Genomic DNA, 24,983 nt, shown 5'->3' with positions numbered 1-24,983 from the left:
GCGGATCTATTGATCGTAGCTGACCACGACCCGGTCGCTCAGCGGATAGCACTGGCAGGTCAAAACGTACCCCTGGCGGACCTCATAGTCCTCGAGTGCGTGGTTGACCTCCATCTCGGTCTCGCCCTCGAGCACCTTGGCCCGGCAAGTCGAACAGACGCCTGCCTTGCAGGCGTAGGGGGCGTCCATTTTGTTGTCGAGAGCCGCCTCCAGCAGCGTTTGTCCTTGTTTCGGCATCCTGAAGACACGCGTCGCACCGTCGAGCGTCACCGTCGCCTCGCATGCGGCCTGCCTGTCGGAGGCAGATGCGCTGTCGGTCTTGCGGCGTGCGCGGCCGGGTTGCGAGGAGGCGAAGAGCTCGAATTTGATCTGCTCGTCGCGCAGGCCGTGATCGCGAAGAGCGGCTGCGACCGTCAGCATCATCGGTTCCGGACCGCAGATGAAGGCTGCGTTGACTGAATTCAGATCGATCCAGTATTTGAAGAGTGCTGCGCATTTCTCCGTGTCGATGCGGCCGGTGAAAAGATCGATATCCTGGGCTTCGCTTTCCAGCACATGCAGTATGGAGAGCCGTCCAAGGTAGGTGTTCTTCAGGTCGTCCAGCTCCTCACGGAACATGATCGAACTGATCTGGCGGTTGGCGTAGACGAGCGTGAAACGCGAGCCGGGCTCGCGCGCAAGCGTGGTCTTGATGATTGACAGCACCGGCGTGATGCCGCTGCCGCCGGCAAAGCCGAGATAGCTCTTGGAAACCTCAGGTTCGATCGCCGTGAAGAACGCACCCATCGGCGGCATCGCTTCCAGCGTATCACCGATTTGCAGCTCTTCGTTCGCCCAGGTCGAGAAGCAACCGCCGTCCACCCGCTTGATGCCGACCTTCAAAACACCCTCGTCGCGCCCGGCGCAGATCGAGTAAGAGCGGCGTAGCTCCTCGCCATCGAATTTGCGGCGGAACGTCAGGTACTGGCCCTGCGTGAAATCGAACGCACCGCGGTCCTCGTCTTGCGGAGCGAGGGTGACGACCACGGCGTCGCGCGTTTCGCGCCTGACGTCGGTGACCTGAAGGGAGTGGAAACGTGCCATATTGCGGACCTCACTAGGCAAAGGGTCAGATGCACTTGAAATAATCGAAAGGTTCCAGGCAATCGGTGCAGCGATAGCTTGCCTTGCATGGTGTCGAGCCGAACTGGCTGATCTTTTCAGTGTTCGTCGATCCGCAGCGCGGACATGCGATTGTCAGATTGGAGCGGTCGGAAAGCCGGTCAATGCGCTGGCGCAGGATGCCGTCTATTGCGGTGCCGTCGACCGGCGGCGCAATGCCGTAGGCGCGCAGCTTGTCGCGACCGTCCGCGCTGATCCAGTCCGTCGTCCATGCGGGCGAAAGCTGGCGTTGCAGCCGCAGCTTTTCGATCCCCTTTTCGCTTAGCGTCCTCTCGATCTCGACGTTGATGATCGCGGTTGCCGGACAGCCGGAATAGGTCGGCGTCACCGTCACAACCAGCGTGTCGTCCTCAAAGGTGACATCGCGGATGATGCCAAGATCGACAAGCGAGATTACCGGAATCTCAGGATCCGGAACCTCCCCAAGCCACTGCCAGATATCGGCCGTAGATGGCAAAGTTGCGGTCGTCATAACCGCCTCCTTCCGTTACCAGGTCGCGCCTGGATAGGCCCGCTGCAGAAACTGCAGGTTAGCCAGAATGAAGCCCATGTGCTCGGTGTGAACGCCACGCTTGCCGCCCTTGTGCATAAAACCATCGGCTGGCTTTTTGAGTGTCGCTTCGGTCAGGGCCTCGCCAACCAGTTCATCCCATTTGGCTTTCAGACTTTCAGGCTGTGGTGCAATGCCTGCTGAAGAAAGCTCGGCGTCGATCGCGTCGCCGATGAAGAGTTCGCCTGTGTAGGCCCACAGCTCGTCAAGTGCCTCCTGCATTCGGCGGTGGCTTTCGACAGTGCCATCGCCAAGACGGATGATCAGATCGCGGCTGCGATCGAGATGGTAGGCCACTTCCTTGAAAGCCTTTTCGGCGATGTCGGCGATGCGCTTGTCAGTCGATGGCAAAAGTGCCTTCAGCATCAGGAAGTGCCAGGCATCGAACAGGAACTGACGCATTAGCGTCTTGCCAAAATCACCGTTTGGTCGTTCGACGAGGAGAACGTTGCGGAAGTCACGGGCATCGCGCAGATAAGCGAGATTGTCGGCACTGCGACCGCGACCTTCAATTTCGCCAGCAAGGCCGAGCCAGAGTTGGGTCTGGCCGATCAGGTCAAGTGCAGTGTTGGAAAGCGCGATGTCCTCTTCGAGGGCCGGGGAATGCCCGCACCATTCGGACACGCGATGGCCAAGGATCAGCGCATTGTCGCCGAGGCGGGTCAGGAACTCGAAAAGCGCCGTGTCGCTGACTGACGTATTGGGGATCGCGCTCATCACATATGCCCTACTTCATCGGGAATGTCGAAAAATGTCGGATGGCGATAGACCTTGGAGTTCGACGGATCGAACAGCGGGCCCTTTTCCGACGGTGCGCTGGCCGTGATGTCGCTGGAACGAACAACCCAGATGCTCACACCCTCGTTTCGACGGGTGTAGACGTCGCGCGCGTTGTTGATGGCCATCGCGGCATCGGGTGCATGAAGGCTGCCAACATGCCGGTGATTGAGGCCGTGCTGGCCGCGGATGAAGATTTCCCAGAGGGGCCATTCGCTGGACATCGGTGTTTCTCCCTGCTTGCGATCCCTCGATCGAAGACCGGAAAATCGCGTACTTGTTACAATAGCAACTGCTCAGAGCGGCGCCCTTTGGCGCCTTGATAGTTATTCAGCTGCGATCCCTGCGGCGTCGCGTCGTGATTTCATCTTTTCAGCATGGGCCATGAGACCATCACGGAACCACGCACCGTCGTTCCATGCCTTCTGGCGGGCGCCAAGGCGCTCGGCATTACAGGGGCCATTGCCGGCGATGACGGCGAAGAACTCGGTCCAATCAGGTTCCCCGAAGTCGTAGCCGCCTTTTTCCTCATTCCACTTCAAATCGGGATCGGGCACCGTCAGGCCGAGATATTCAGCCTGCGGAACTGTCTGGTCGACGAACTTCTGGCGCAGCTCGTCGTTCGAGTTCTGCTTGATCTTCCAGGACATCGACTGGGCCGAGTGAACCGATGCGTCGTCGGAGGGGCCAAACATCATCAGCGATGGCCACCACCAGCGGTTCAACGCGTCCTGGACCATTTCCTTCTGGGCGGGCGTGCCCTTGACCATTTTCATCAGGATGTCGAAACCCTGCCGCTGATGGAAGCTCTCCTCCTTGCAGATGCGAACCATGGCGCGAGCGTAAGGCCCGTAGGAACAGCGCTGCAGCGGCACCTGGTTCATGATCGCTGCGCCATCGACCAGCCAGCCGATCGCGCCGATATCGGCCCAGCTCAGGGTCGGGTAATTGAAGATCGAGGAGTACTTCGCCTTGCCGCTGTGCAGCTGTTCATACATCTCGTCCCGGCTGATGCCGAGCGTCTCGGCAGCGCAGTAAAGGTAAAGACCGTGACCGGCTTCATCCTGCACCTTGGCAAGCAAGATCGCCTTGCGCTCGAGCGTTGGGGCGCGGGTGATCCAATTGCCTTCGGGCAATTGGCCGACGATTTCGGAATGAGCGTGCTGGCTAATCTGGCGCATAAGCGTCTTGCGATAGCCTTCCGGCATCCATTCCTTCGGCTCTATCTTCTGGCCGGCGTCGATGCGCTCCTGGAAGGCACGTTCGACCGGATCCATCTCATCGAGCGTCTTGACGCGGGCGCTGTCGGTCTTGACCATCTGTGCGTACATGGTTCGTCTCCTTTGCCTTCGCGCGTCAGACACGCTCGAGGATGATTGCGATGCCCTGGCCAACGCCAATGCACATCGTGCAAAGCGCATAGCGACCGCCCTGGCGGTGCAATTGATAGGTTGCCGTCGTGACCAGTCGGGCGCCGCTCATGCCCAGCGGATGGCCGATGGCGATGGCGCCACCATTCGGATTGACATGGGGCGCATCGTCAGGGAGGTCCAGATCGCGCAGCACGGCGAGCGCTTGGGCGGCAAATGCCTCGTTCAGCTCGATCACATCCATTTTTCCAATCGAGAGCCCAGCGCGCTCCAGCACGCGGCGCGCCGCGGGTGCTGGACCGACGCCCATAATGCGCGGCTCGACGCCTGCAGCCGCCATCGCCACGATACGCGCCTTCGGTGTCAGACCCTCAGCCTTTGCAGCTGCCTCGCTCGCAACGACAAGAGCTGCTGCACCGTCATTGACGCCCGACGCATTGCCTGCTGTGACGCTGAGATTAGGGCCATTGACGCCCTTCAATTTAGAAAGTTGGTCGATCGCCGTGCCTTCGCGCGGGTGTTCGTCGCGATCGACGACCACCGGATCCCCCTTCTTCTGCGCGACCTCGACGGCGACCAGTTCGTCAGCAAACAGGCCCGCTTCCTGGGCAGCCGCCCAACGCGCCTGGCTGCGGGCCGCGAATGCATCCTGGTCGGCGCGGCTGACGCCGAAATCGGCCGCCACATTGTCGGCTGTCTCAGGCATCGAATCGACGCCGAACTCAGACTTCATCTTCGGATTGATGAAGCGCCAGCCGATCGTCGTGTCGTAGACGGCGTTGGCACGGGAAAAGGCGCTGTCTGCCTTCGGCATCACGAAAGGCGCGCGGCTCATGCTTTCCACGCCGCCAGCGATTACGAGGTCGCAGTCGCCGGCGCGGATGGCTCTTGCTGCCATTCCGACAGCATCCATGCCGGATCCGCAAAGGCGGTTGACGGTGGTTGCTGGAACGGTAAGGGGCATACCCGAAAGGAGCACGGCCATACGAGCGACGTTGCGGTTGTCCTCGCCCGCCTGGTTGGCGCAGCCGTAGATGAGATCGTCGACCTTGCTCCAGTCGACATCAGGGTTGCGTTGCATCAGGGCAGTAAGGGGCAGGGCCGCCAGGTCGTCCGCGCGCACCGTTGCAAGCGCACCGCCATAGCGGCCGATGGGTGTGCGAACGGCGTCGCAGATGAACGCTTCCGACATGCGAGATTTCCTCCTGCTCCCGCAGAGACGATCAACCAATATTGATTAACCGACCGATCGGTCATGTATTTAGCATGTGATATGTCACGGATCAATGGAAAATTTATGTAAATGTGTGATGTTTGATACTCGCAGGAAAATTCTAGCACAAAAGCCGCACACCAGCCTGAAAAGTACCAGAAACAGTGAGCTAGACGGCCCCGTCCGTCAGCATTTCAATGCGAATGTTGGTTGCTGGCGTCGAGGCGGGCAGCGGGCCGGACGCTGTCAGGAATGTTCGGGCTACAAACGCATCCGCTGCGGGCGAGAGCCGTAGATAGAGGTGTGAAAACAGTCGTCGCGCCGCTTTGCCCGGCCAGTTGTCCGGTAGTGCAGCAGCCGGCAATCTTGGATCGTGAAGATGGACAGTGCGATACCGATGGACCAGAAGAAGCCGAATTATAAGCGCCGTCGCCTGTGAAATCCCGGGGATCTCGACCAGAGCGGACAACGGGCCGAACTGCTCCAGGAATGTTTCATAGGCGCGCGCGTAGCTAGGCAGGTCCCAATATTCCAAGGCAAAGGCCTTAAGGGCGTCGTGATCCTCGGGCATGTCTGCGTGAAATATCAGACCAGGAACTGCTTCAGCCGGAAGCCTTGCAGGCCCGACCACGATGCGGCTGCCAAGGCGAGCGTAGCCGGCGCGCTTGAGCGTTTGCATGTCGTCTTCGATGGAGGGCCCGGAGACGTGGACAAACTGCCAATTGCCCTCCTGAGGAATGCCAAACAGTATGCGGGCTGCAGCCGCAAACTCGCTGCCGGCCGATTTCGACAGCCGGTAATAGCTGCGCCGGCCCTCTCTCTCACCGGAAAGCCGACCGGCGGCGACAAGCCTGGAGACGGCAGTGCGAACGAGGGTCTCGCTGATGCCGACCTGGGCGCAGATCTCGATCAGATTGCCAATCCAGGCAACACCTCCACGTGGCTCGACGACATCCCCGTAGATCGTCACGATAAAGCCGGCAGCCTTGAGCGGAGTCTCGGCAAGAATCTGTCGGATCAGTTGGCTGGCCCGGGCATCTGCATGATTGGTCGCTGCCGTCACCGGCTCCTCCTTGGATGGTGGCGGTGCGATCTATCATATTCAGCAGGCCACCGCACCCCCAGCACGAGGTGGGAGTGCTCCTGGCGAAATCGCGTAAAGCCATTGTTCAAAAGCCACCAATGGTGGCTCCGATCGTCTCATGGCTCCCGGATTGCGCTATCCAGTCCTCGCAGGATGGGGTAGAGGAAATACGAGATGACGGTGCGACGACCAACCATGATCTCTGCAGAAACGGTCATGCCAGGAAGCAGTCGCACGGGCTCGTCCGACCCCTTGAGCTTCGGGTCGACCAACGGAATCCGCGCTTTGAAATAAGGCGCTGTTGTCTGGGTTGCTGCCTCTTGCTGAGATGGCGTGAACGCGTCACGGCTCACCGTTCGGACGGTTCCAGATGCGGTGCCGAACTTCTGGAATGGATAGGCATCGAACTTGATCCGCGCCTCCTTGCCCGTGGTGATGCGACCGATGTCGCGCGTATTGACCGAGACCTCCGCTTCAAGCGGTACATTGAGAGGAACCAGTGTGACGATAGGCTCGGCCTCGCGAACCACCGAGCCGACGGAACGTGCGGCAAGATCAAGCACGACGGCATCGGCCGGCGCCGTCAAGGCCACCATGTCACGGCGAAGCTCCATCTTCTTCAGTTCCTGTGCAGCAGTGTCGCGTTGGCTGCGCAGGTCAACAAGCTGCTCCATGGCGGCCCGGCGGAAGTCCTCGATGAACGCCTGGCGATCCGCTCTAAGCTTGGCAAAGGTGTGCTCGGCCTCATCGGCCTTGCCCTGGACGGCCGAAAGACTGGTCTCTACATCGAGGCGGGCGTCACGCGAGCCAAGCAGAGTTATTAAGGACCCGCTCTCGCGATTATAGAGCCGTTCTCTGGCGCCCTCGATCTGTGACAGCGTTTCGCGGCGGTTGGTAAGGACCGCCTCTTGGTTCCGGCTTGAAGCAATCGTCGCCGCCTGAGCCGCGATCTGTTGGTCGTAGTTCTGCAACTGTGCCATATAGTAGGCGCGCCGCTGCCCGAACAACTGCATCTGAAGCAGTTCATCGCGCGATCCGCCCGCCGTCTGGGTGTAATCCGTGCCGGAAAGCTCGGCCTCCAGGCGTTTCACCTGGGCATCAAGTGCTACGAACTTTGCCCGTTGCTGATCGACGTCAGACTGGCTGAATGTCGCGTCAAGCGTGGCGAGCACCTGGCCCTTCTGGACAATCTCGCCGGCCGTGACGCTGATCGTGCGTATGATCGATGTTTCCAATGGCTGAACCACAATCGTCGGCTGCGTCGTGATCAGTTTGCCCGGCGCCACGACGACCTCGTCGATCGACGAAACGGACGCCCAGACGATTGCCGCGGCAATTAGCGCGGTGATGCCGTAGAGCGTCATGCGGGCGACCCTTGGCGGAGCGCGCTCCTCAAGTTCCACGGCATCTGACTGGAACTCCGCGATCGCTGCTGGCAAGGAGCGTCTGAGGGCTGGTTGCGTGAGCGGGGTCGTCGTTGGAACAGGAAGGTTCTCTCTTGGTTTTTCAGCGCGCGCGTTCATGCTACCTGCCTCATCTGCTGCGACCATAGGTGACGATAGGTCATGCATCGCGTCACCAGCTGATCATGCCTGCCGATATCGGCGATCTTGCCGCGTTCGACGACGAGAATGGCATCGGCATCGACGAGCGTGGAAAGGCGGTGCGAAACGATCACCACCGTTCGCCCGGCCGCGATCTGACTTAGGTTCTGTCGAATGATTGTCTCGCTGTCGGGATCGAGCGCGCTCGTTGCCTCGTCGAGGATCAGGAGTTTCGGATCGGTGATGAGCGCTCGGGCAATCGCTAAGCGCTGTTTCTGACCGCCTGACAAGTTCGATGCGTTTTCCTCGAGCATCGTGTCGAAACCACGCGGAAGCCGCTCGATGAACTCCTCGGCGCCGGCGATGCGGGCTACCTCCATGATTTCCTCGATGCTTGCATCCGGTTTTGCTGCCGCGATGTTTTCGCGCACGGTGCCGCGGAAAAGGAAGTTGTCCTGAAGCACGACGCCGGTACTTGTCCGCAGATGCACGAGATCGATCTCGCGACTGTCATAACCGTCCATCCGGACGATGCCCTGCTGGTTCTGATAGAGGCCCTGGATCAGACGGGTAATCGTGGTCTTGCCCGAGCCGCTTTTGCCAACAACGCCGAAGACCGAACCGGCGGGAATGCTGAAGGAGACATTGTCGAGTGCTGGTGGGCCATCCGGTCCGTAGCGGAATGTCACCTTGTCGAACTCGATATTGCCTCTGAGATGCGGGCGGATACCGCGACCGCGACCGGCCTGTTCCGGGCGCTGGTTCATGATCTCGCCCAACATGCGGACGGAAAGCGCGACCTCCTGGTACTCGTGCACCATCGTCACGATCTGTACGAGCGGGCCGGAGACCCGTCCCGCAAGCATGTTGAATGCGACCAGAGCGCCAATCGTCATGGCGCCGCTGAAGACATCGAGTGCGCCGAGGCCGATGATGGCGACACTCATCAACTTCTCGAGAAGCCCGGTCATGGATTGAGCGGCCGTCGATATCTTCTCGACACGGAACCGCACCGATATCGATTGTGCCGAATAGTCGTCCCAGGCGCGACGCTGGCGCGGTTCAAGCGCAAGCGACTTGACGGTGCGCATGCCGTGGACGGTTTCAACGAGTAGGGCCTGCCGGTCGCCTTCGGCCTTGTAGAGCGCTTGAAGACGGCGTTGGAAGGGGCCAACGAGAAGCATGACGACGAGGCCGACAAGCGCGGCAAAGCCGATGACGACGAGCGTCAGCTTGACGCTGTAGAGAACAAGGATCGGAATGAAGACCAGCAAGGACACGCCGTCGAGAAGGGTGAGAAACAGGCGGCCCGTCAAAAATTCGCGAATCCTGCCTGTTTGCTGCATATGCTTGACGAGAACCCCTGCGGACGCCTGCTCGAACAAGGCAATTGGAAGATTGAGCAGATGCCCGAATGTGCGTGTCGCAATGCGGATATCGATCCTGTTCGTGGCATAGAGCAAGAGATAGCGGCGCAGGAAGCTGAAGGCAGCATCGAAGACGAGCGCAATCCCGATGCCGATGGTCAGGACGGTCAGAGTCGCGTAACTTTGATGGACAAGCACCTTGTCGATGACGAGCTGGAAGAAGATCGGTGTCATCAGACCAAGGCCGTAGAGGACGATGGCGGCAAGGGCAACATCGCGGAAGAAGCTGCGCTGCTTGATAATCTCGGGAATGAACCAGCGGAAGCCGAACGGCTGGTCGGCATCATTGATGCCGAAGTTTCGCTTCAGCATCACCACGGATCCACGCCAGGACCTGGTGAACTGCTCCTCGTTCAGGAGAATAAAGTCAGGGCGCTCGGCCAGCGGGTCGAGAACCCTGATCTTTGCTTCTTCCTCGCCCATGGCGGGGCCGGCAATGACCACCCAGTTGCCGTTTTCGAGTTCCGCCAGAACCGGGAAGGCCTCGCCCAACTGGAGCAGCGACGTCCAGGAGAGGTTAATCTGTCGTGCGCGCAGTCCTGCGTCCTTGGCCATGCGCAGCAACTGCCGGATTTCGACCGGCCGCTCATCGACCGCATAGTCGTGCTGCAAGCGCTCCGGTGACAGATCGACACCGTGATGGCGCGCGACGAGAGCAAGGCAGTGTAGATTGGTGTGCAAAAATGTACTCATGGCCCACCCGGGTGTCTGCGTTGAAGAAGAGCTGTTGGTCAGTTGAAATTCGGTGAGGCGTTTGCCGATGAGCCGGACGGCTGGATGATTTCAGCCTTCTGGCCTGATGGCAGATCGTTGATGCGGCGCACTGCACCGGCCTCGACCAATCCACTTAGCGCCTTCTGCATGAGGTCGACAGCGTTCGCAAATGCATCGACCGGCATGATGATGCGCTGGCGGAAGACTGGCTTTGGGTTGTTGCTCTGATCGCGCTCGGTGGCAGACAGCGACATCAGATCAATGCGCACGATGGTGCCGGTGACTGTGATTTCGCCAATTCCGTCTGCATAAAGTTCATTGCTCATTGTCGTCTCCTCGAGTTGATGAGTGATCATGGATGGTGATGCTGTGTGTGCTGCCAAGCCGGGAACGGGTCCGTGAGGCTTCTGCCGAGATCGGGGTCAAAGCTTGCCTCTTCCCCGATCAGGCAGTCGTCGAGCGCGGTGCTGATGGCTTGCTGATCAATACCCGCGCCGATGAATACCAGTTCCTGGCGTCGATCGCCCCAGACTGGGTCCCAGTGACGGTCGAGCAACTGGCGGAATTGCGGATAGCGTGGCCAATACGCCTTAGAGACGCTCGCCCACCAGAATCCCTTGGTGTCCATGCGCCTCTGTGTGCCGGCAATCGAAAGCATGCCGATTTCGTTCGGACGCGTTGCCAGCCAGAAGTGTCCCTTGGCGCGAATGAGGCCTGACCATTGTTGCGCGAGAAAGCGATCGAGCGCGGTAGGATTGAAAGGACGGCGTGCCCGATAGACGAAGCTCGAAATGCCGTACTCTTCGGTTTCCGGAACGTGATTGCCCCAGCCGTAGAGCTCCTTGTGCCAATAGGGGTGACGGGCCGACTTCGCCTCGCTGAAGAGACCGGTATCCAGAATGGTGGAAAGTGGCAGGTCTCCGAAATCCGTTTCGATGACACGGGCATCGGGATTGAGCGCAGCAACGATCTGGCGCACCGTCGCGCGTGTTTCCGAATTGACCTCCGAAATCTTGTTGATCACGACCACGTCGGCAAACTCGATCTGCTCCACGAGGAGATCGACGAGGGTTCGTTCGTCATCGGTGTCCCGGCTTTCGCCACGATCGCTGAGGAAATCTGCGCTTGAGTAATCCGCCAGAAGGTTGGCCGCGTCGACGACGGAGACCATCGTATCCAGCCGCGCGACATCGCAAAGCGCGCTGCCGTTTTCGTCGTGAAAAGAGAATGTGGCGGCGATCGGTAGAGGCTCGGCTATCCCGGTGCCCTCGATCAGCAGGTAGTCGAAGCGACCATCGGCAGCCAACCGACGGACTTCGCTCAAGAGATCGTCACGAAGCGTGCAACAGATGCAGCCGTTGGTCAGCTCAACCAGCGTTTCATTGGTGCGCGAAAGGTTGGCGTCGCCATCACGAACGAGCTCGGCATCAATGTTGATCTCGCTCATGTCGTTGACGATGACGGCAACCCGGCGTCCTTCCCGGTTACGCAATACATGGTTGAGGATGGTTGTCTTTCCCGCGCCTAGGAAACCCGCCAAAACCGTTACTGGGAGGCGCATGTCGCCGCCTGTCATTGATACTCCCCCACCCGCTGTTACGCTGCGAGCTGCTGCCTGAATGCCACGTCCACATAGTAGTTGGTGCTGTTGTATGTGCTCGTCGGGAACAGCCCGCTGGAGCCATATGCATAGACGCCGTTGCCACCGCTCAGCGCCGACGACATGCCCTGCAGATCGCCGTTGGTCGTCGTGTCACTGAAGTAGTTGCCCGTTGCCGAGTAATTGCCATTCGTGCTGTAGGAGACGACGTAGGTCGTGCCGGCGTCGATTGCGACCTGCTGCGAGAGGTTGACCGACTGCCAGCCGCTTGCGCTCTCGTTTGTGAATGTCGCGCTTGCGAGCAGCGTACCGTTTGCCGTCCAGAGGTAGCCTGTGTGGGCCCCGGTATTTTCCGCACTCTTGTAGAAACGGATACCGGTTATCCATCCCGCTGCATCCGATTGGAACTTCATGCCGAGGTTGACCGGGCTGTTGTCATTGACCGAGGCGATCGCAGGCGTCGTCCCGGCGGCAAAGACATTCTGCTCGGGCCCCTCGTTGGTCACATTGAGCGAGACATTGGCCGTTGCCGATGCTCCTTGGGTATCCTTGATCGTGTAGTCAAAGCTTGCTGCGCCGACGTATCCGGTCATGGGAGTGAAGGTGATCGCGCCAGATTGGCTATCGAAGGCCACCGTGCCGTTGATCGCGTTTCCAACGCTTGCAACCGAGATCTGGTCTCCGTCGGGATCGTTGTCATTGGCAAGCAGACTTGATGCCTGGATGACGACAGGCGTGCCGACACCTGTGGAAATTCCAGTATCATTGACGGCGACCGGCACAGTGTTTTGCGGCGACTGTTGATAGAGGACGTCGATCCAGTAGTTGGCCGAATTATAAGTCGCAGTTGGAAACAGGCTGCCGCTTCCGTATGCGTAAACGCCATTTCCGCCGCTGGCCGAACTGGACGGCGCTGTCAACACACCGTTGCTGTGGCTTGTCGTGAAGTAGTTGGGCGTCGCCGCATAGAAGCCATTCGAATGATAGCTTGCCACATAGGTTGTGCCTGCAGAAATGCTCACCGGCTGCGAGAAAGTGATGGTTTGCCAGCCGCTTGCCGTTTCGTTGGTGAAGGTTGCCGTCGCCAGAAGCTGGCCGGTGCTGCTCCATAGTGAGCCAACGTGGGTACCGACGTCCTGAGCACTCTTATAGTAGCGCAAGCCGGTGATCTCGCCACGCGCAGATGCGATGAACTTGACGCCCAATTCCACAGAGGAGGGGTCACTGTTCGCCGCAATGCTCGGCGTGTCTGAGGTTGCGAACAGGCCCGCGCCGCTGGGTTGGGCAACGTTGAGAGAGACAGTTGCAGTCGAGGTTCCGCCGCGACCGTCGGAAATCGAGTAGCTGAAGCTTGCAGCGCCTGTATAACCCGTCGTTGGTGTGAAGATGACGGAGTTGGCTTGGCTATCAAAGGTAACAGTGCCATTGGTTGCACCGTTCGCCCCCGTGATTGTCAGCTGATCGCCGTCAGGATCGGTGTCGTTGACAAGCAGACTTGCCGCCGCGATTGACAGGGCCGTGTTCGAATAGGTGGTGAACCCGTTATCATTGGCCGCAACTGGCGCATTGTTGACCGTAGATTGATTAAAGACGACGTCCACCCAGTAATTCGATGCCTGGTAGCTTGATGTGGGGAAGGTCGTGCCTGTGCCATTGGAGAAGACGCCGTTTCCACCACTGGTATTGCTGGACAAGCCCGTTAATGCCCCGCTGGTGTGAGCCGTCGAGAAATAATTGGCGGTTGCGACATAGCTGCCTGTGGTGTGGTAGGAGGCAACGTACGTCGTTCCGGCAGTAATCTGGATTGGCGAGGAGAACTTTGCTGTCTGCCAGCCGCTCAGGGACTCGCTCGTGAATGTGACCGTGGCAATCAGGGTCCCATCCGCAGCCCAGATCGAGCCGGTGTGGGAGCCTGTATCGCCTGCGGCCTTATAAAAGCGGATGCCGGTGAGCGTGCCGCTTGTCGAGGCGGTAAACTTCATGCCCAGTTCCATTGGAGCATGGTCGTTGAAGCCGGCGCCGCTCGGGCCCTCTCCGGCCTGGAACAGCGTCTGGCCGACTGGTCCCTCGTCTACGGTCAGGCTGACGTCACCTTGGTCAGTGCCGCCACGCCCATCAGAAAGTGTGTAGCTGAAACTCGCCGGACCCGTGTAGTTCGCGTTGGGCGTGAAAATGACATTGCCAGTCTGCGCATCGAGCGCGACGGTGCCATTTGTGGCATTGCCGACAGCCGAGATGGTGAGCGCGTCACCGTTCGGATCGACGTCGTTGGCAACAAGGGAGGCGATGGAAATCGCCAGCGTGCCATTGCGCGAGATTGTAAAACCACTGTCATCGGTGGCAACGGGGGCGCTGTTCGGGCCTGCGTCGAATACGACGTCGACCCAGTAATTGGACCCGCCTGGATTGTTGCCCGGAAAAGTGCTGGTCGAGCCATAGGCATAGACACCGCCACCATCGACTGCCTTCAGCGCGCCGTTGCTGTAGGTTGACCCCGAGGTAAAATAGTTCTCGGTGACAGAGTAATAGCCATTGCTGTGATAGGAGGCGACATAGGTCGTTCCAGCCGAGATATGAATGGGCGAGGAAAACATGACGGTTTGCCACCCCGAAAGAGATTCGCCCGTCGATACACCGGTTGCAAGCAGCGTTCCGTTTGAATCCCATAGGCTGACGGCGTGGTCTCCGACGTTGTAGAAGCCCTTGTAGAAACGAATTCCTTCGATTGAGCCGCCGGTCGTGGACTGGAAGCGCACTCCGAGTTCAACGCCGTCGCGGTCAATCGCAGTCTCGAGCGCCGGCTTGGACGCCAGCGTCCAGAGACTTGATGTCGATGGCAGGACGACGGTGACCTGCTTTCCGGCCGATGGTGCCTCCATGTTCACGCTGTCATCGACAGCGCGCGACATGATCGTGTAGGTGCCACTAGCCTGAACGACCCAATTGTAGCTCCAGTTTTCGCGGCCGGTGGCCTTGAACCAGTGCTGCCCGCCGTCCGTAGATACCTCGATCCCGGCGATGATGCCCCCGCCGAAGTCCTGAGCGGTGCCAGTGATCGTAACGTGCTGGCCTTCAACAAAGCTTGCGCCGATGATTGGGGACGTAATTGTTGATGTCGGTTTGAGGCTGTCGGTCGATTGCGTCGCGAGGATGAGGGAAGCGTCCAGCGTCGTTGGCAGGATTCCCATGTCTGCAAACATGTTGACCATCGCCTGCTGAACGTTCGGGTCGGTCGGGGTGGGCGCGCCGAGGTGCTGGTCATTCAGACCCCATGACCAGAAGACGGTACCAGCGCCGAACACCAGAGCGCCACTTGCGGCTCGGTACATTGTCAGGCTGTGACTTGCGACAGCGTCGCCAATAGTGGTGCCATAGTCCCGGAGATACGTATTGACGGCGACGGAAGAGAGCGACAGATCGATGAGGCCTGCCGGTCTGAAGCCGTTTTCAACGTCGGAGTCCCATTCATAGCCGAGCAGATTCTGGACGAGATTGTAGCTTTGGCCCGGCTGCAGATTGGCAACGTCGGTGTTGCGCCAGAAGCGCAGATTCGAATAGTCGTAAGGAATGGTAATCGTATCGGAGCGATAACTGTCGACCGTAAACATCGTTCCGGTTAGCGAGTTCTCCGGCTGCTGTCCCGGATCTGCATAGCGCGGATCGCGCCATGTGCCAGTTCCAATGTTGCTCGGATCAGTGCTCGTTCCCCAAGTCTCCTTGTAGCACACCATTGTCCGATAGGCCTGGCCATTGCCGTCGATGCTACTTTCCCAGCGCACTTTCCAGTAGCACTCATTGCCGCTCCAGAAGGCAAGGTTGACGCCGTTGTCACGAGCTGCCTCAACATTGGCGCGTTGTTCTGCCGACCAGTATTCGTCATGACCGACCGAGAGGTAAGCCTGGTGATTGAGCAACAGATTGCCATTTCGGGCCGCGTCGACTCCGGAGATGTAGGATACGTCATATCCGTTCTGCTCGAGCCACTGAATCGCGGAATGCTCGACGCCGAAGATGAAGTCGTGCGTGCCACCGACAGGGCTGGTATTCGTAATGATCGGACGATTGTAGCTGATCGCCGATGCACGACCGATCGCGGTCAAACCGCAACTGCAGTTGGGCGGCAGGTAACCGATCATGTTCGCCGGATCGACCGGAACTTCTCCGTAATAGAGGCTCGCGCCGCCCCATGCATTGTAGGCCTGCCAGGTCGTATCTGAGGTTTGGAAAACGATGTTACTCTTTGAGGCATCGTCGCGCACAACAAACGGAATGATACTGGCGTCCTCGACGCCGTCTTCGCGGACCAGCTTGGCTATGTAAACACCGGATACGGCGTCCGCCGGAATCTCCCAGCTTGCCGAAACCGACCAGTTGCCGCAGTCGATCAGACCAAGCGACATATCAACGATCGGGTGTGGCTGGATTTGCGCCGTCGTCAGCGACTTGTCGATCGAGGCGACTTTGCGCGCTCCATCTCCGCCATAGTAGCCAAGGCGATAGATGTCGATACGGTAGTGGGTCGAGTCTGTGGCGATCTTGAAGTTGACCGTCTGGCCGACGTCGGTGCTGATGTCGGTTGCAAAGCCCTGAATGGTGCCACCGCCGTCGCCATCGAGGCCCCATTCGCTAATTGGGTTGCCCTTCTTCATGTTTTCAAGGGCGATAATGTTCAGAATGGGGACGGCAACTGCGGCCGCTGTCGTCGTCGTTGTCAGGGTCGCCGCAGAGGCTGTTGTTGTCATGGTCGTCGGCGCCGACGCGGATGAACTATCTTCCCCTGCTGTTGCGGTACTTATCGTCGCAAAGCTCAAGACCGGAGTAGTCGATGTGTCGCTGACGGGTGATGCTGTCACTGTGGCAGTGGGAGCGTCCAACAAAGCGGGCTCTAAGGACGTTGAGACAATGGTCGCGGAGGGGTCGGGCGGCAGGACAGTACGAGGTTTTGCTTCCGTTTGTGAATCGGTCGTCGGCGTCGACGTTGCTGCGTCAGCCAAAGCGAATTTGGCGCCGCTGATTGAGTCAAGAGGGGAGGCCGCACCTGCCGCGGGCGACATTTGTGGCGCGGTGGCGTTAACCATCAAAGCAGATGTCGTGGTCTGAAATCCCGCGAGTGAGCCGGTCGCCGACCCATCAGCGCTGAGAGCGGCAACTGGCTGGTCTCCAGGGGAAGTGACGACTGTCGCGGTGACGAGGAGAGCACTGCCCGCTGTCGCTGCGCTGTAAACAGTCGATGTGCCACCGTAAGCGCTTAAATAATCGCGGTTCTTGACGCGGATCCTTAACATTACAGACGCCCCTCAATGGCAATGCGCACATCTCTTGAGACGCTATCCTGTCACCTTTGCTGTGAGAGAAAACGATAGTAATCAGCAGTATACGATGCGGTGGAACATACCCCGATAGGATTACTAGCGCGTGTGGCGCGGGGGCAGCGCCGGGATCATCCTCCAGTTCTGCACCTTTCACGAGTTGCTGAGTGTTTGGTCGCGGGGTCAGCCGTGGCTGCAGCAGAAGTTGGAGCATACGGGCTCATGTGCCAGTTACCGGGAGCTTCCGTGGCTCACGAAACGTGACTTCAGCGATCTGAAAGCGGAGGGATAGCTCGATCTCTGCAATCGCGTGCAAACTTGCGATCGTCGTCATAAAAACTTCATGAGCAATGCAGAGCAACCCGGCTTGCACGCTGTTGCAGCAAGGTGCACAAAACGCATTGAAACGGAGATTGCGTGTGTCTGAAAAGGTGTTTGCGAGCGCCCAAGAAGTCGCCGCGCGGGCAGGCGTGTCGCGGTCGGCGGTATCAAGAACCTTCACGCCCGGCGCAAGCGTATCGGCGGAAACCCGCCGTCGGGTATTAGAGGCAGCCGAGGCGCTTGGCTATCATGTCAATGAGCTTGCTCGCGGTCTTATGCGCAACGAGAGCGGCATTGTCTGTCTCATCGTGTCTGACGTTGCAACACCCTATCGCTCTCATCTGCTGTGTGAGTTGACGCTGCTGCTTCAGAACGCCGGCAAAGTCGCGATGCTTATCAATACAGATCGCTCGAACGGGAGTGTTGATCGCGCGCTTCGCCAGGCGATCCGCTATCGTGCCGATGCCTCAATCATCCTCTCGGGAATGCCGGACAAATCCATCGCGCAACTTTGCCTGCGCAGCGGGCAGCGGCTTGTGCTCATCAATCGCGACGACGAGGAGCCCGGCCCTTTGCGGATCAACCTTGACGATTACGAAGCGGCGGGACGTATCGTGACGGCGTTTGTCAGGGCCGGATGCCGAAGGCTTGCTTTTGCCAATTCGGAAGCGGGAACGCCCAGTCTGATGGCACGAGAGCGCGGTTTCGTTGCAGCCGCCAGCGCCCTTGGGATCGAGGTTTTTGTCGAACGCCACGGCTGGACAGGGTATGAAGCCGGGAAAGCCATTGCACAGCGAATGTTGACGCGCGCCGAACGCCCCGACGCGGTTTTCTGCGCGACGGATCTTCTGGCCTGCGGCTTCATGGACACCGCCCGCCACCAGTTCGCGCTCTCGGTGCCGAACCAGCTGTGCCTCGCCGGCTTTGACGATATTGAGCAGGCTTCATGGTCCTCCTATAATCTGACAACCTTCGCCCAACCGGTTTCAGCAATTGCTTCGAAGGCGGTCGAATGGCTTTCTCATCCCCAGCCGGAGGATGATAGTACCAGTCAGGGGCAGTCCATCAGACTTCATGCCGAGCTGGTATGGCGAGGCTCGATCCGGGGCGGCTAAATAGGTCAGCGGATTGGCCGATCTCTAACATCACGTCCGCAACTATTGCTTCCATTCCCAGAAAAGATCGGACGAGAAGGGGCGGTGCTGCACGAGGCTCTTTTCCTGAGCAATCTTCTGCTCGTAGGCAGCGGCGTCTGCCTCTCCATTCAATCCGACAAAATGCATCCTGGTCGATGCTGTTTTTGGTTGCCCCTTCTGGCGGCAGATGAAGTGTACAGCGCAGGTCGGGTACTGCCAGTTGTCCGTGAGAGACTCGGCAAACTGCTTCGCACCCGGTTTCTCTCCAAGCCCGGTAAAGGCCAGGAACTGGCCGAGCTTGAAAAATCCGTTGAACAGCTGATAGGCACTTTGCTGCTGCATCTGGACGGCTTGCCCCGTCGTGAAGTCGCGACGGTAGGACAAGCCCTCTTGAAGTCCTTTGGCCTTCTTTTCGGAGTAGCTGACGAGGTTCTTCTGTGCCAGAAGTTCCATCGTAAGCTCGTAGGTCTGGTAGCGGTCGGCGTTGGCGTGAAGGTCGTCGATCCTGGCTTTCAAGTCGGCGATGTAGTCTTTGTAGAATGCAGCGGCCATTCTCAATTGCTCCGGTCTTCATTGCAGCGCTAGCTAGCAGACAAAGCGGCATGTAAACAGCTATTGCTCTATTGCAGCAAATCTTGTTTCAAATCGGCGTCAGATATGCAGCGCATGCCCGAGCGCCTTCAAAGCTGCTTCCTGGACAGCCTCGCTGCGCGTGGGATGGGCATGGATCGTGCCGGCGAGATCCTCAAGGCGTGCTCCCATCTCGATTGCCAACGCAAAGCCGGCCGAGAGCTCGGAAACGCCGGCCCCGACGGCTTGCAGGCCAAGGACGAGATTGGTATCAGCGCGCGCGACAACACGAACGAAGCCTTCCTCCGACAGCATCGTCATCGCGCGGCCATTTGCGCTGAACGGAAATTGTCCAACGCGGATCGCGTAGCCTTGAGCGCGTGCCTCATCCGGGCCAAGCCCAGCCGTCACGATTTCCGGATCGGTAAAGCAGATCGCCGGAATGCAGCGCTTGTCCCAGGCACGATTCCTGCCGCCCAGGATCTCGGCGACCATCTCCCCCTGTGCCATCGCGCGATGCGCGAGCATCGGTTCGCCGGTGATGTCGCCGATCGCATAAACGCCCCGCATCGACGTACGACAGCGATCGTCGATGCGAAGGTACGGCCCGTTGCGATCGAGGTCGAGTTCTTCGATACCCGATCCGGTGAACCGCGGTCGCCGTCCGACAGTAACCAGAAAGCGGTCGGCAGGCAGCAGTTGTTGCTGCCCGTCGGAGGTCTCGACCACCAAGGCATTGCCGTCGTCCGAGAGGCCTTGCGCCTTGGCTTCCGTCAGGACGCGGATGCCGAGTTCGCCAAGCCGTCGCGCAACCGGCCGCACGAGGTCGGCATCATATTGCGGCAGGATCTGCGGCGTAGCCTCAATGACCGTTACCTCCGAGCCCAACTTGGCGAAGGCCGTGCCAAGTTCGAGGCCGATATAGCCGCCGCCAATAACAACCAGCTTCCTCGGCAGCTTTGCGAGCGAGAGCGCTTCGGTGGATGAAATGACTGGGCCTCCGAAGGGAAGTGTAGCGAGTTCGACGGGTTCGGAGCCTGTGGCGATAACCACGGTTTCGGCGCGAATGACTTGTATGCCCACTTCGGTCTCGACCTCGACGGTCTTACCGTCGCGGAAGGCTGCGCGGCCATGAACGATCTTGACCCTTGCCTTCTGCAGCAGGGCGGAGACGCCTCCATTCAACCGGCCAACGATACCGTCCTTCCAACTGACGGTTTTTGCAAGGTCGATCGAGGCAGCCTCGACATGGATGCCCATTGCGTTCTTGCCGGCGAGCATCTGCCTTGTGGCGCCAAATTCCTCGGCAGCGTGAATGAACGCCTTTGACGGGATGCAGCCGACGTTCAGGCAGGTGCCGCCTGGCTTGTCGGCTTCAACGATGACGGTGTCGAGGCCGAGTTGTCCTGCCCTGATGGCGCAGACGTAGCCGCCCGGCCCGGCGCCGATGACGAGAAGCTTGCAGACGATCTCTTTCATGGATCCTAGCCTTCGATGAAGATGAGGGCGGGGGTTTCGAGAAGAACCCGGACACGTTGGACGAAGGTTGCTGCATCCCATCCGTCGATGATGCGATGGTCGAAACTCGATGACAGATTCATCATCTTGCGTGGTACGAACTGCGTGCCATCAAAGGCCGGTCGCACGGCAATCTTGTTCACGCCAACGATCGCGACTTCCGGATGGTTGATGACAGGTGTCGAGACGATACCACCAAGGGCGCCAAGCGAACTGACGGTGATGGTTGAGCCGCCGAGCTCGTCGCGGGTCGCGGTGCCGGTGCGTGCTGCCTCTGCCAGGCGGTTCAGCTCGGCCGCACATTCCCAGATGCCGCGCGCTTCGGCGTTTTTCACCACCGGGACCACCAGCCCGGCGGGCGTTTGCGTGGCAATGCCGATATGGACGGCGCCGTGGCGGGTGAGAATGCCCCTCTCGTCGTCGAAGGTCGCGTTCACATTCGGTTGTTCGGCGACCGCCTTCACGATCGTCCGCATCAAAAAGGGCAGAATGGTAAGCTTCGGTTGCTCCGGCTTGCGGTCACGGTTCATCGTGGCCCGCAGTTCTTCCAATGCCGTCACGTCGACTTCCTCGACATAGGTGATGTGCGGAATACGGGAGGTAGAGAGCGACATCTTTTCGGCGATACGACGCCGCAAACCCGTGAGCTTGACCTCCTCGGTCGAGGTCTTTTTCTCGATCGCCGGTCGAAGAGAGGGCTTGTCGCCACGTGCGATGAATTGTTCGACGTCCTCGCGAAGGATGCGGCCAGCAGGCCCCGATCCCTTGAGCTGGCGTAGATCGACGCCATTTTCCCGTGCAAAGAGCCGTACGGATGGTGATGCCAGTGGCTTTTCTGCTGGAACCGGAGCCTCGGGTCGTTGGACATTGACGGTCTTCGTCGCAGGCGCAATCTCCGGCTCGAGGGTGGCGGGTGGACCGTCGAGAGCGTTCGCGGGCGCCTTGGCAGGAGGCGCTTCGACGACCTGATTGTTCGCCTCACCACCACTCGTCTCAATCCGGACGAGCGGCGCCTTGACGGCAATCTTGTCGCCGATCTCAGCACCTAGCCAGATGACGGTCCCAGTCACCGGCGATGGGATCTCGACCGTCGCCTTGTCGGTCATGACGGCGGCGATCACCATGTCCTCCTTGACCGGGTCGCCCGCCTTGACGTGCCATTCCACGAGTTCGGCCTCGGCTACGCCTTCGCCGACATCGGGCATCTTGATTATGAATTCGCCCATGCGTCAGGCCTCCATGACTTCGGCAAGTGCGCGCCCGACACGCGCGGGCCCGGGAAAGTAGTCCCACTCCTGTGCGTGTGGATAAGGCGTATCCCAACCGGCGACGCGCACGACGGGGGCTTCCAGACGATAAAAGCAATGTTCCTGAACAAGGGAAACGATCTCAGCGCCAAATCCCGATGTCAGCGTTGCCTCGTGAACGACGACGCAGCGGCCAGTCTTGTTGACGGATTGTACGATCGTATCGAGATCGAGCGGCAGCAGACTACGCAGGTCGATCACTTCGGCGTCGATGCCCATGTCCTCGGCGGCTGCGAGCGCGACATGGACCATCGTGCCATAGGCGATTACGGTCACGGCGGAGCCCGAGCGCCGGATGGCGGCCCTGCCGATCGGAATGGAATAGTGCCCTTCTGGCACTTCACCAAGTTCGTGCTTCGACCAAGGCGTCACAGGGCGCTCGTGATGGCCATCGAACGGCCCGTTGTAGAGCCGTTTCGGCTCCAGGAACATCACTGGGTCCGGATCTTCGATCGCTGCAATCAGCAGTCCCTTCGCGTCATGGGGATTTGAGGGAACGACAACCTTCAGGCCGCAGACATGCGTAAACAGCGCCTCCGGGCTCTGGCTGTGGGTCTGGCCACCGAAGATGCCGCCGCCTGTCGGCATGCGAAGAACGATCGGGCATGTAAAGTCGCCGTTCGAACGATACCGGATGCGGGCCGCTTCCTGGGTGATCTGATCATAGGCAGGGTACATGTAGTCGGCGAACTGGATCTCGACGCAGGGCTTCAGGCCGTAGGCGGCCATGCCGATGGCGGTACCGACAATGCCGGATTCACTGATCGGCGTGTCGAAGCAGCGTGTCTTGCCGTATTTCGCCTGCAGTCCTTGGGTGCAGCGAAACACGCCGCCGAAGTATCCGACGTCCTCGCCGAAGACCACCACGTTGTCGTCGCGCGCCATTGACACGTCCATGGCGCTACGCACCGCTTCGATCATCGTCATTCTGGCCATGTCAGAAACCTGCCTTCTGCCGCTGGCGGCGAATGTGCGGCGGCATTTCGGCATAGACGCCTTCGAAGATGTCGCGCACCGAGGGCTTGCCGCCGGCATGCAGCGTACCGTGATGCTCGGCTTGCTTCTGGGCCTCGATGACCTCGTCCATGATTTCGGCCTCGGCCTGGACGTGGCGCTCTTCCGACCAGATACCCCTGACGATCAGATGCTTTTTCAAACGCAGCACGGGATCGCCGAGGGGCCAGGCTTCCGACTCCGCCTTCGGTCTATAGGCGCTCGGATCATCGGATGTCGAATGGGCGCCGACGCGGTACGTGACGTATTCGATCAACGTCGGGCCGAGATTTTGCCTGGCACGCTCGGCCGCCCAGCAGGCGACGGCGTAGACGGCGAGGTAATCGTTGCCGTCGACACGCAGCGCCGGGATACCGAAGCCAAGCCCACGTGCGGCAAACGTGCCGGAGCCGCCTCGCGCAATGCCTTGGAAGGTTGAAATTGCCCACTGATTGTTGACGATATTGAGGATCACGGGTGCCTTGTACGTGGAGGCAAAGACCAGTGCGGAGTGGAAGTCGGATTCGGCAGTGGAGCCGTCGCCGATCCAGCCAGCCGCAATTCTGTGATCATTCTTGATAGCGGAAGCCATTGCCCAGCCGACTGCCTGCACATATTGCGTTGCCAGGTTGCCGGAGATCGTGAAGAAACCGTGCTCCTTTGACGAATACATGATCGGCAGCTGGCGGCCGTGCAACGGATCGCTTTCGTTCGAAAAGATCTGGTTCATCATCTCGACCATCGGATAATCGTCCGCAATCAGGAGGCCTGCTTGGCGATAGGTCGGGAAGTTCATGTCGCCTTTGCGCAGCGCCTTGCGGAAGGCGCAGCTGACGGCCTCTTCGCCGAGATGCTGCATGTAGAAGGACGTCTTGCCCTGGCGTTGGGCCATCAGCATGCGCGCATCGAAGGCGCGAAGCTTCATCATGTTGCGTAGGCCAGTCAGCAGCTCCTCATCGGAGAGCATACCGGACCATGGACCGACCGCCTCGCCTTCGCGATTGAGTACGCGGATGATGGAATAGGCGAGGTCACGGATGTCCTCTGGTGCAACGTCGATCTCGGGGCGCGGCACAAGGCCGGCCTTGGCGATCTTGACGTTGGAGAAATCGGGTTGGCCGCCTGGCCGGACGGCAGGTTCCGGAACATGGAGGCTCAGTTGAGCTGCGTCCGTCATATTGTGTTTCCCTCCGCTGCGCTTTGTCCGTTTCTCTCCTTTAGAAACGGACCAGCGCATTCTTTTGTTATAGATTACGCGCGATCACCATCCGCTGCACGTCGCTTGTTCCTTCGTAAATCTGGCAGATGCGGACATCCCGATAGATCCGCTCCACTGGATAATCGGCCATATAGCCGTAGCCCCCATGTATTTGTATCGCATCCGAGCAGACGCGCTCTGCCATCTCCGAGGCAAAGAGCTTTGCCATCGATGCTTCCGAAAGGCACGGCACCCCATTGTCGCGAAGCGCCGCCGCGTGAAAGACGAGTTGACGGGCAGCTTCGATCTGGGTTGCCATGTCGGCGAGACGAAAGGCGACCGCCTGATGCTCGATGATTGCCTTGCCGAAAGCTGTACGTTCGCGCGCATAGTCACGCGCCGCCTCGAACGCCGCGCGCGCCATGCCGACAGCCTGAGCGCCGATGCCGATGCGGCCTCCTTCAAGGTTCGCCAGCGCTATCCGGTAGCCTTCTCCCTCTGCCCCAAGCCTCAACTCGGCCGGGATCCGCATGGCGTTGAAGGCGATCTGACAGGTATCCGTCGAATGTAGCCCAAGTTTCTCCTCAACGCGGATCACTTCGTAGCCCGGTGTGTCGGTCGGTACTATGAAGGCGCTAATCCCCTTCTTGCCAGCGCTCGGATCGGTGACCGCAAAGGCGATGATCATCTGTCCGTTCTTGCCCGAGGTGATGAATTGCTTGACGCCATCGAGGACGTAATGATCGCCATCGCGACGTGCGCGGCTGCGCAGATTGGATGCATCCGAGCCCGCCTGCGGTTCCGTCAACGCAAAGCCGCCGATCCATTCTCCACTGGCAAGCTTTGGCAGGAAACGCTGCTTCTGCTCTTCAGTGCCGAACTTTAAGATCGGCACGCAGGCGACCGAGCTGTGGACGCTCATGATTGTCGAGCAGGGTCCGTCGCCAACTGCGATCTCTTCGAGTGCGGCCGCATAGGCAAGCGTGCCTGTTTCTGAACCGCCATACTCCTCCGGAACCAGCATGCCGAGCATGCCGAGTTCACCCATCTCGTTGAGTTCATCTTTTGGATACCTGTGCTCGCGATCGCGGGCAGCAGCTCCGGGTCCAAGTCGCTCGCGGGCGAAGTCTCTGGCGAGATCGCGGATTTGCTGCTGCAGTTCGGAAAGGATCATGCTTGTCTCTTTCTTCC

At 59.5% G+C, this 24,983-nt stretch carries 20 protein-coding genes; 2 read left to right on the top strand and 18 right to left on the bottom strand.

Annotated elements, in window-relative coordinates; all coding sequences use genetic code 11:
• Positions 1 to 6 precede the first annotated feature (6 nt).
• The 12 genes from paaE to BN77_RS22585 all read right to left on the bottom strand — a co-directional run bounded on the left by paaE (position 7) and on the right by BN77_RS22585 (position 16,182).
• Complete coding sequence (gene paaE / locus BN77_RS22640) at positions 7 to 1,083, bottom strand: 1,2-phenylacetyl-CoA epoxidase subunit PaaE (protein WP_007536416.1); 1,077 nt, start codon at positions 1,081 to 1,083, stop codon at positions 7 to 9.
• A gap of 25 nt (positions 1,084 to 1,108) precedes the next feature.
• Positions 1,109 to 1,633: a 1,2-phenylacetyl-CoA epoxidase subunit PaaD gene (paaD, locus tag BN77_RS22635; protein ID WP_007536414.1), complete on the bottom strand. Its 525-nt coding sequence runs from the start codon at positions 1,631 to 1,633 to the stop codon at positions 1,109 to 1,111.
• A 15-nt stretch (positions 1,634 to 1,648) separates the two neighbouring features.
• Positions 1,649 to 2,428 carry a 1,2-phenylacetyl-CoA epoxidase subunit PaaC gene (gene paaC / locus BN77_RS22630; RefSeq protein WP_007536413.1) on the bottom strand — a complete coding sequence of 260 codons (780 nt, stop codon included), beginning with the start codon at positions 2,426 to 2,428 and terminating at the stop codon, positions 1,649 to 1,651.
• Positions 2,428 to 2,712: a 1,2-phenylacetyl-CoA epoxidase subunit PaaB gene (paaB, locus tag BN77_RS22625; RefSeq protein WP_007536411.1), complete on the bottom strand. Its 285-nt coding sequence runs from the start codon at positions 2,710 to 2,712 to the stop codon at positions 2,428 to 2,430. Before paaB ends, paaC begins: the two co-directional genes overlap by 1 nt.
• A 102-nt stretch (positions 2,713 to 2,814) precedes the next feature.
• Entirely contained in the window at positions 2,815 to 3,819 is a 1,005-nt protein-coding gene (gene paaA / locus BN77_RS22620; RefSeq protein ID WP_007536409.1) for a 1,2-phenylacetyl-CoA epoxidase subunit PaaA, read from the bottom strand.
• A 25-nt stretch (positions 3,820 to 3,844) separates the two neighbouring features.
• On the bottom strand, positions 3,845 to 5,050 hold the full coding sequence (gene pcaF, locus BN77_RS22615) for a 3-oxoadipyl-CoA thiolase (protein WP_007536407.1): 1,206 nt from the start codon (positions 5,048 to 5,050) through the stop codon (positions 3,845 to 3,847).
• Between the two features lie 190 nt (positions 5,051 to 5,240).
• Entirely contained in the window at positions 5,241 to 6,134 is an 894-nt protein-coding gene (locus tag BN77_RS22610; RefSeq protein WP_007536405.1) for a PaaX family transcriptional regulator C-terminal domain-containing protein, read from the bottom strand.
• Positions 6,135 to 6,271: 137 nt separating this feature from the next.
• Entirely contained in the window at positions 6,272 to 7,678 is a 1,407-nt protein-coding gene (locus BN77_RS22605; RefSeq protein WP_007536403.1) for an HlyD family type I secretion periplasmic adaptor subunit, read from the bottom strand.
• Entirely contained in the window at positions 7,675 to 9,819 is a 2,145-nt protein-coding gene (locus BN77_RS22600) for a peptidase domain-containing ABC transporter (protein ID WP_007536401.1), read from the bottom strand. The genes BN77_RS22605 and BN77_RS22600 overlap by 4 nt, the downstream gene beginning before the upstream one ends.
• A gap of 38 nt (positions 9,820 to 9,857) precedes the next feature.
• Entirely contained in the window at positions 9,858 to 10,166 is a 309-nt protein-coding gene (locus tag BN77_RS22595; protein WP_028745703.1) for a hypothetical protein, read from the bottom strand.
• Positions 10,167 to 10,192: 26 nt separating this feature from the next.
• The gene (locus BN77_RS22590) at positions 10,193 to 11,416 is read right to left on the bottom strand and encodes a GTP-binding protein (protein ID WP_007536397.1); all 1,224 of its coding nucleotides are present in this window, start codon (positions 11,414 to 11,416) and stop codon (positions 10,193 to 10,195) included.
• Between the two features lie 20 nt (positions 11,417 to 11,436).
• On the bottom strand, positions 11,437 to 16,182 hold the full coding sequence (locus BN77_RS22585) for a DUF4082 domain-containing protein (protein WP_341872166.1): 4,746 nt from the start codon (positions 16,180 to 16,182) through the stop codon (positions 11,437 to 11,439).
• Between BN77_RS22585 and BN77_RS34960 the strand changes: the two genes are divergently transcribed.
• Positions 16,181 to 16,540, top strand: a complete 360-nt coding sequence (locus BN77_RS34960) for a hypothetical protein (RefSeq protein ID WP_244426229.1) — start codon at positions 16,181 to 16,183, stop codon at positions 16,538 to 16,540. The genes BN77_RS22585 and BN77_RS34960 overlap by 2 nt on opposite strands.
• A 628-nt stretch (positions 16,541 to 17,168) precedes the next feature.
• On the top strand, positions 17,169 to 18,185 hold the full coding sequence (locus tag BN77_RS22575) for a LacI family DNA-binding transcriptional regulator (RefSeq protein ID WP_007536389.1): 1,017 nt from the start codon (positions 17,169 to 17,171) through the stop codon (positions 18,183 to 18,185).
• 42 nt (positions 18,186 to 18,227) lie between these two features.
• Here BN77_RS22575 and BN77_RS22570 read toward each other — a convergent pair whose 3' ends face one another.
• From BN77_RS22570 to BN77_RS22545, 6 genes are all read right to left on the bottom strand, one after another.
• Positions 18,228 to 18,758: a hypothetical protein gene (locus tag BN77_RS22570; RefSeq protein ID WP_007536387.1), complete on the bottom strand. Its 531-nt coding sequence runs from the start codon at positions 18,756 to 18,758 to the stop codon at positions 18,228 to 18,230.
• A 99-nt stretch (positions 18,759 to 18,857) separates the two neighbouring features.
• A complete protein-coding gene (gene lpdA / locus BN77_RS22565) occupies positions 18,858 to 20,255 on the bottom strand; it encodes a dihydrolipoyl dehydrogenase (protein ID WP_007536386.1) in 1,398 nt (465 codons plus the stop codon).
• 5 nt (positions 20,256 to 20,260) lie between these two features.
• Positions 20,261 to 21,520: a dihydrolipoamide acetyltransferase family protein gene (locus BN77_RS22560; protein ID WP_007536384.1), complete on the bottom strand. Its 1,260-nt coding sequence runs from the start codon at positions 21,518 to 21,520 to the stop codon at positions 20,261 to 20,263.
• Between the two features lie 3 nt (positions 21,521 to 21,523).
• Positions 21,524 to 22,537: an alpha-ketoacid dehydrogenase subunit beta gene (locus BN77_RS22555; protein ID WP_040678326.1), complete on the bottom strand. Its 1,014-nt coding sequence runs from the start codon at positions 22,535 to 22,537 to the stop codon at positions 21,524 to 21,526.
• A 1-nt stretch (position 22,538) separates the two neighbouring features.
• Positions 22,539 to 23,771, bottom strand: coding sequence for a 3-methyl-2-oxobutanoate dehydrogenase (2-methylpropanoyl-transferring) subunit alpha (locus tag BN77_RS22550; RefSeq protein WP_007536379.1), 1,233 nt, complete (start codon positions 23,769 to 23,771; stop codon positions 22,539 to 22,541).
• Between the two features lie 67 nt (positions 23,772 to 23,838).
• Complete coding sequence (locus BN77_RS22545; RefSeq protein ID WP_007536377.1) at positions 23,839 to 24,966, bottom strand: acyl-CoA dehydrogenase family protein; 1,128 nt, start codon at positions 24,964 to 24,966, stop codon at positions 23,839 to 23,841.
• Positions 24,967 to 24,983 lie beyond the last annotated feature (17 nt).

It is taken from the genome of Rhizobium mesoamericanum STM3625 (assembly GCF_000312665.1).
Taxonomy (GTDB): Bacteria; Pseudomonadota; Alphaproteobacteria; order Rhizobiales; family Rhizobiaceae; genus Rhizobium; species Rhizobium mesoamericanum.
The sequence above is the reverse complement of the archived record's forward strand: the minus strand, read 5'-3'. Positions and strand labels throughout refer to the sequence as shown.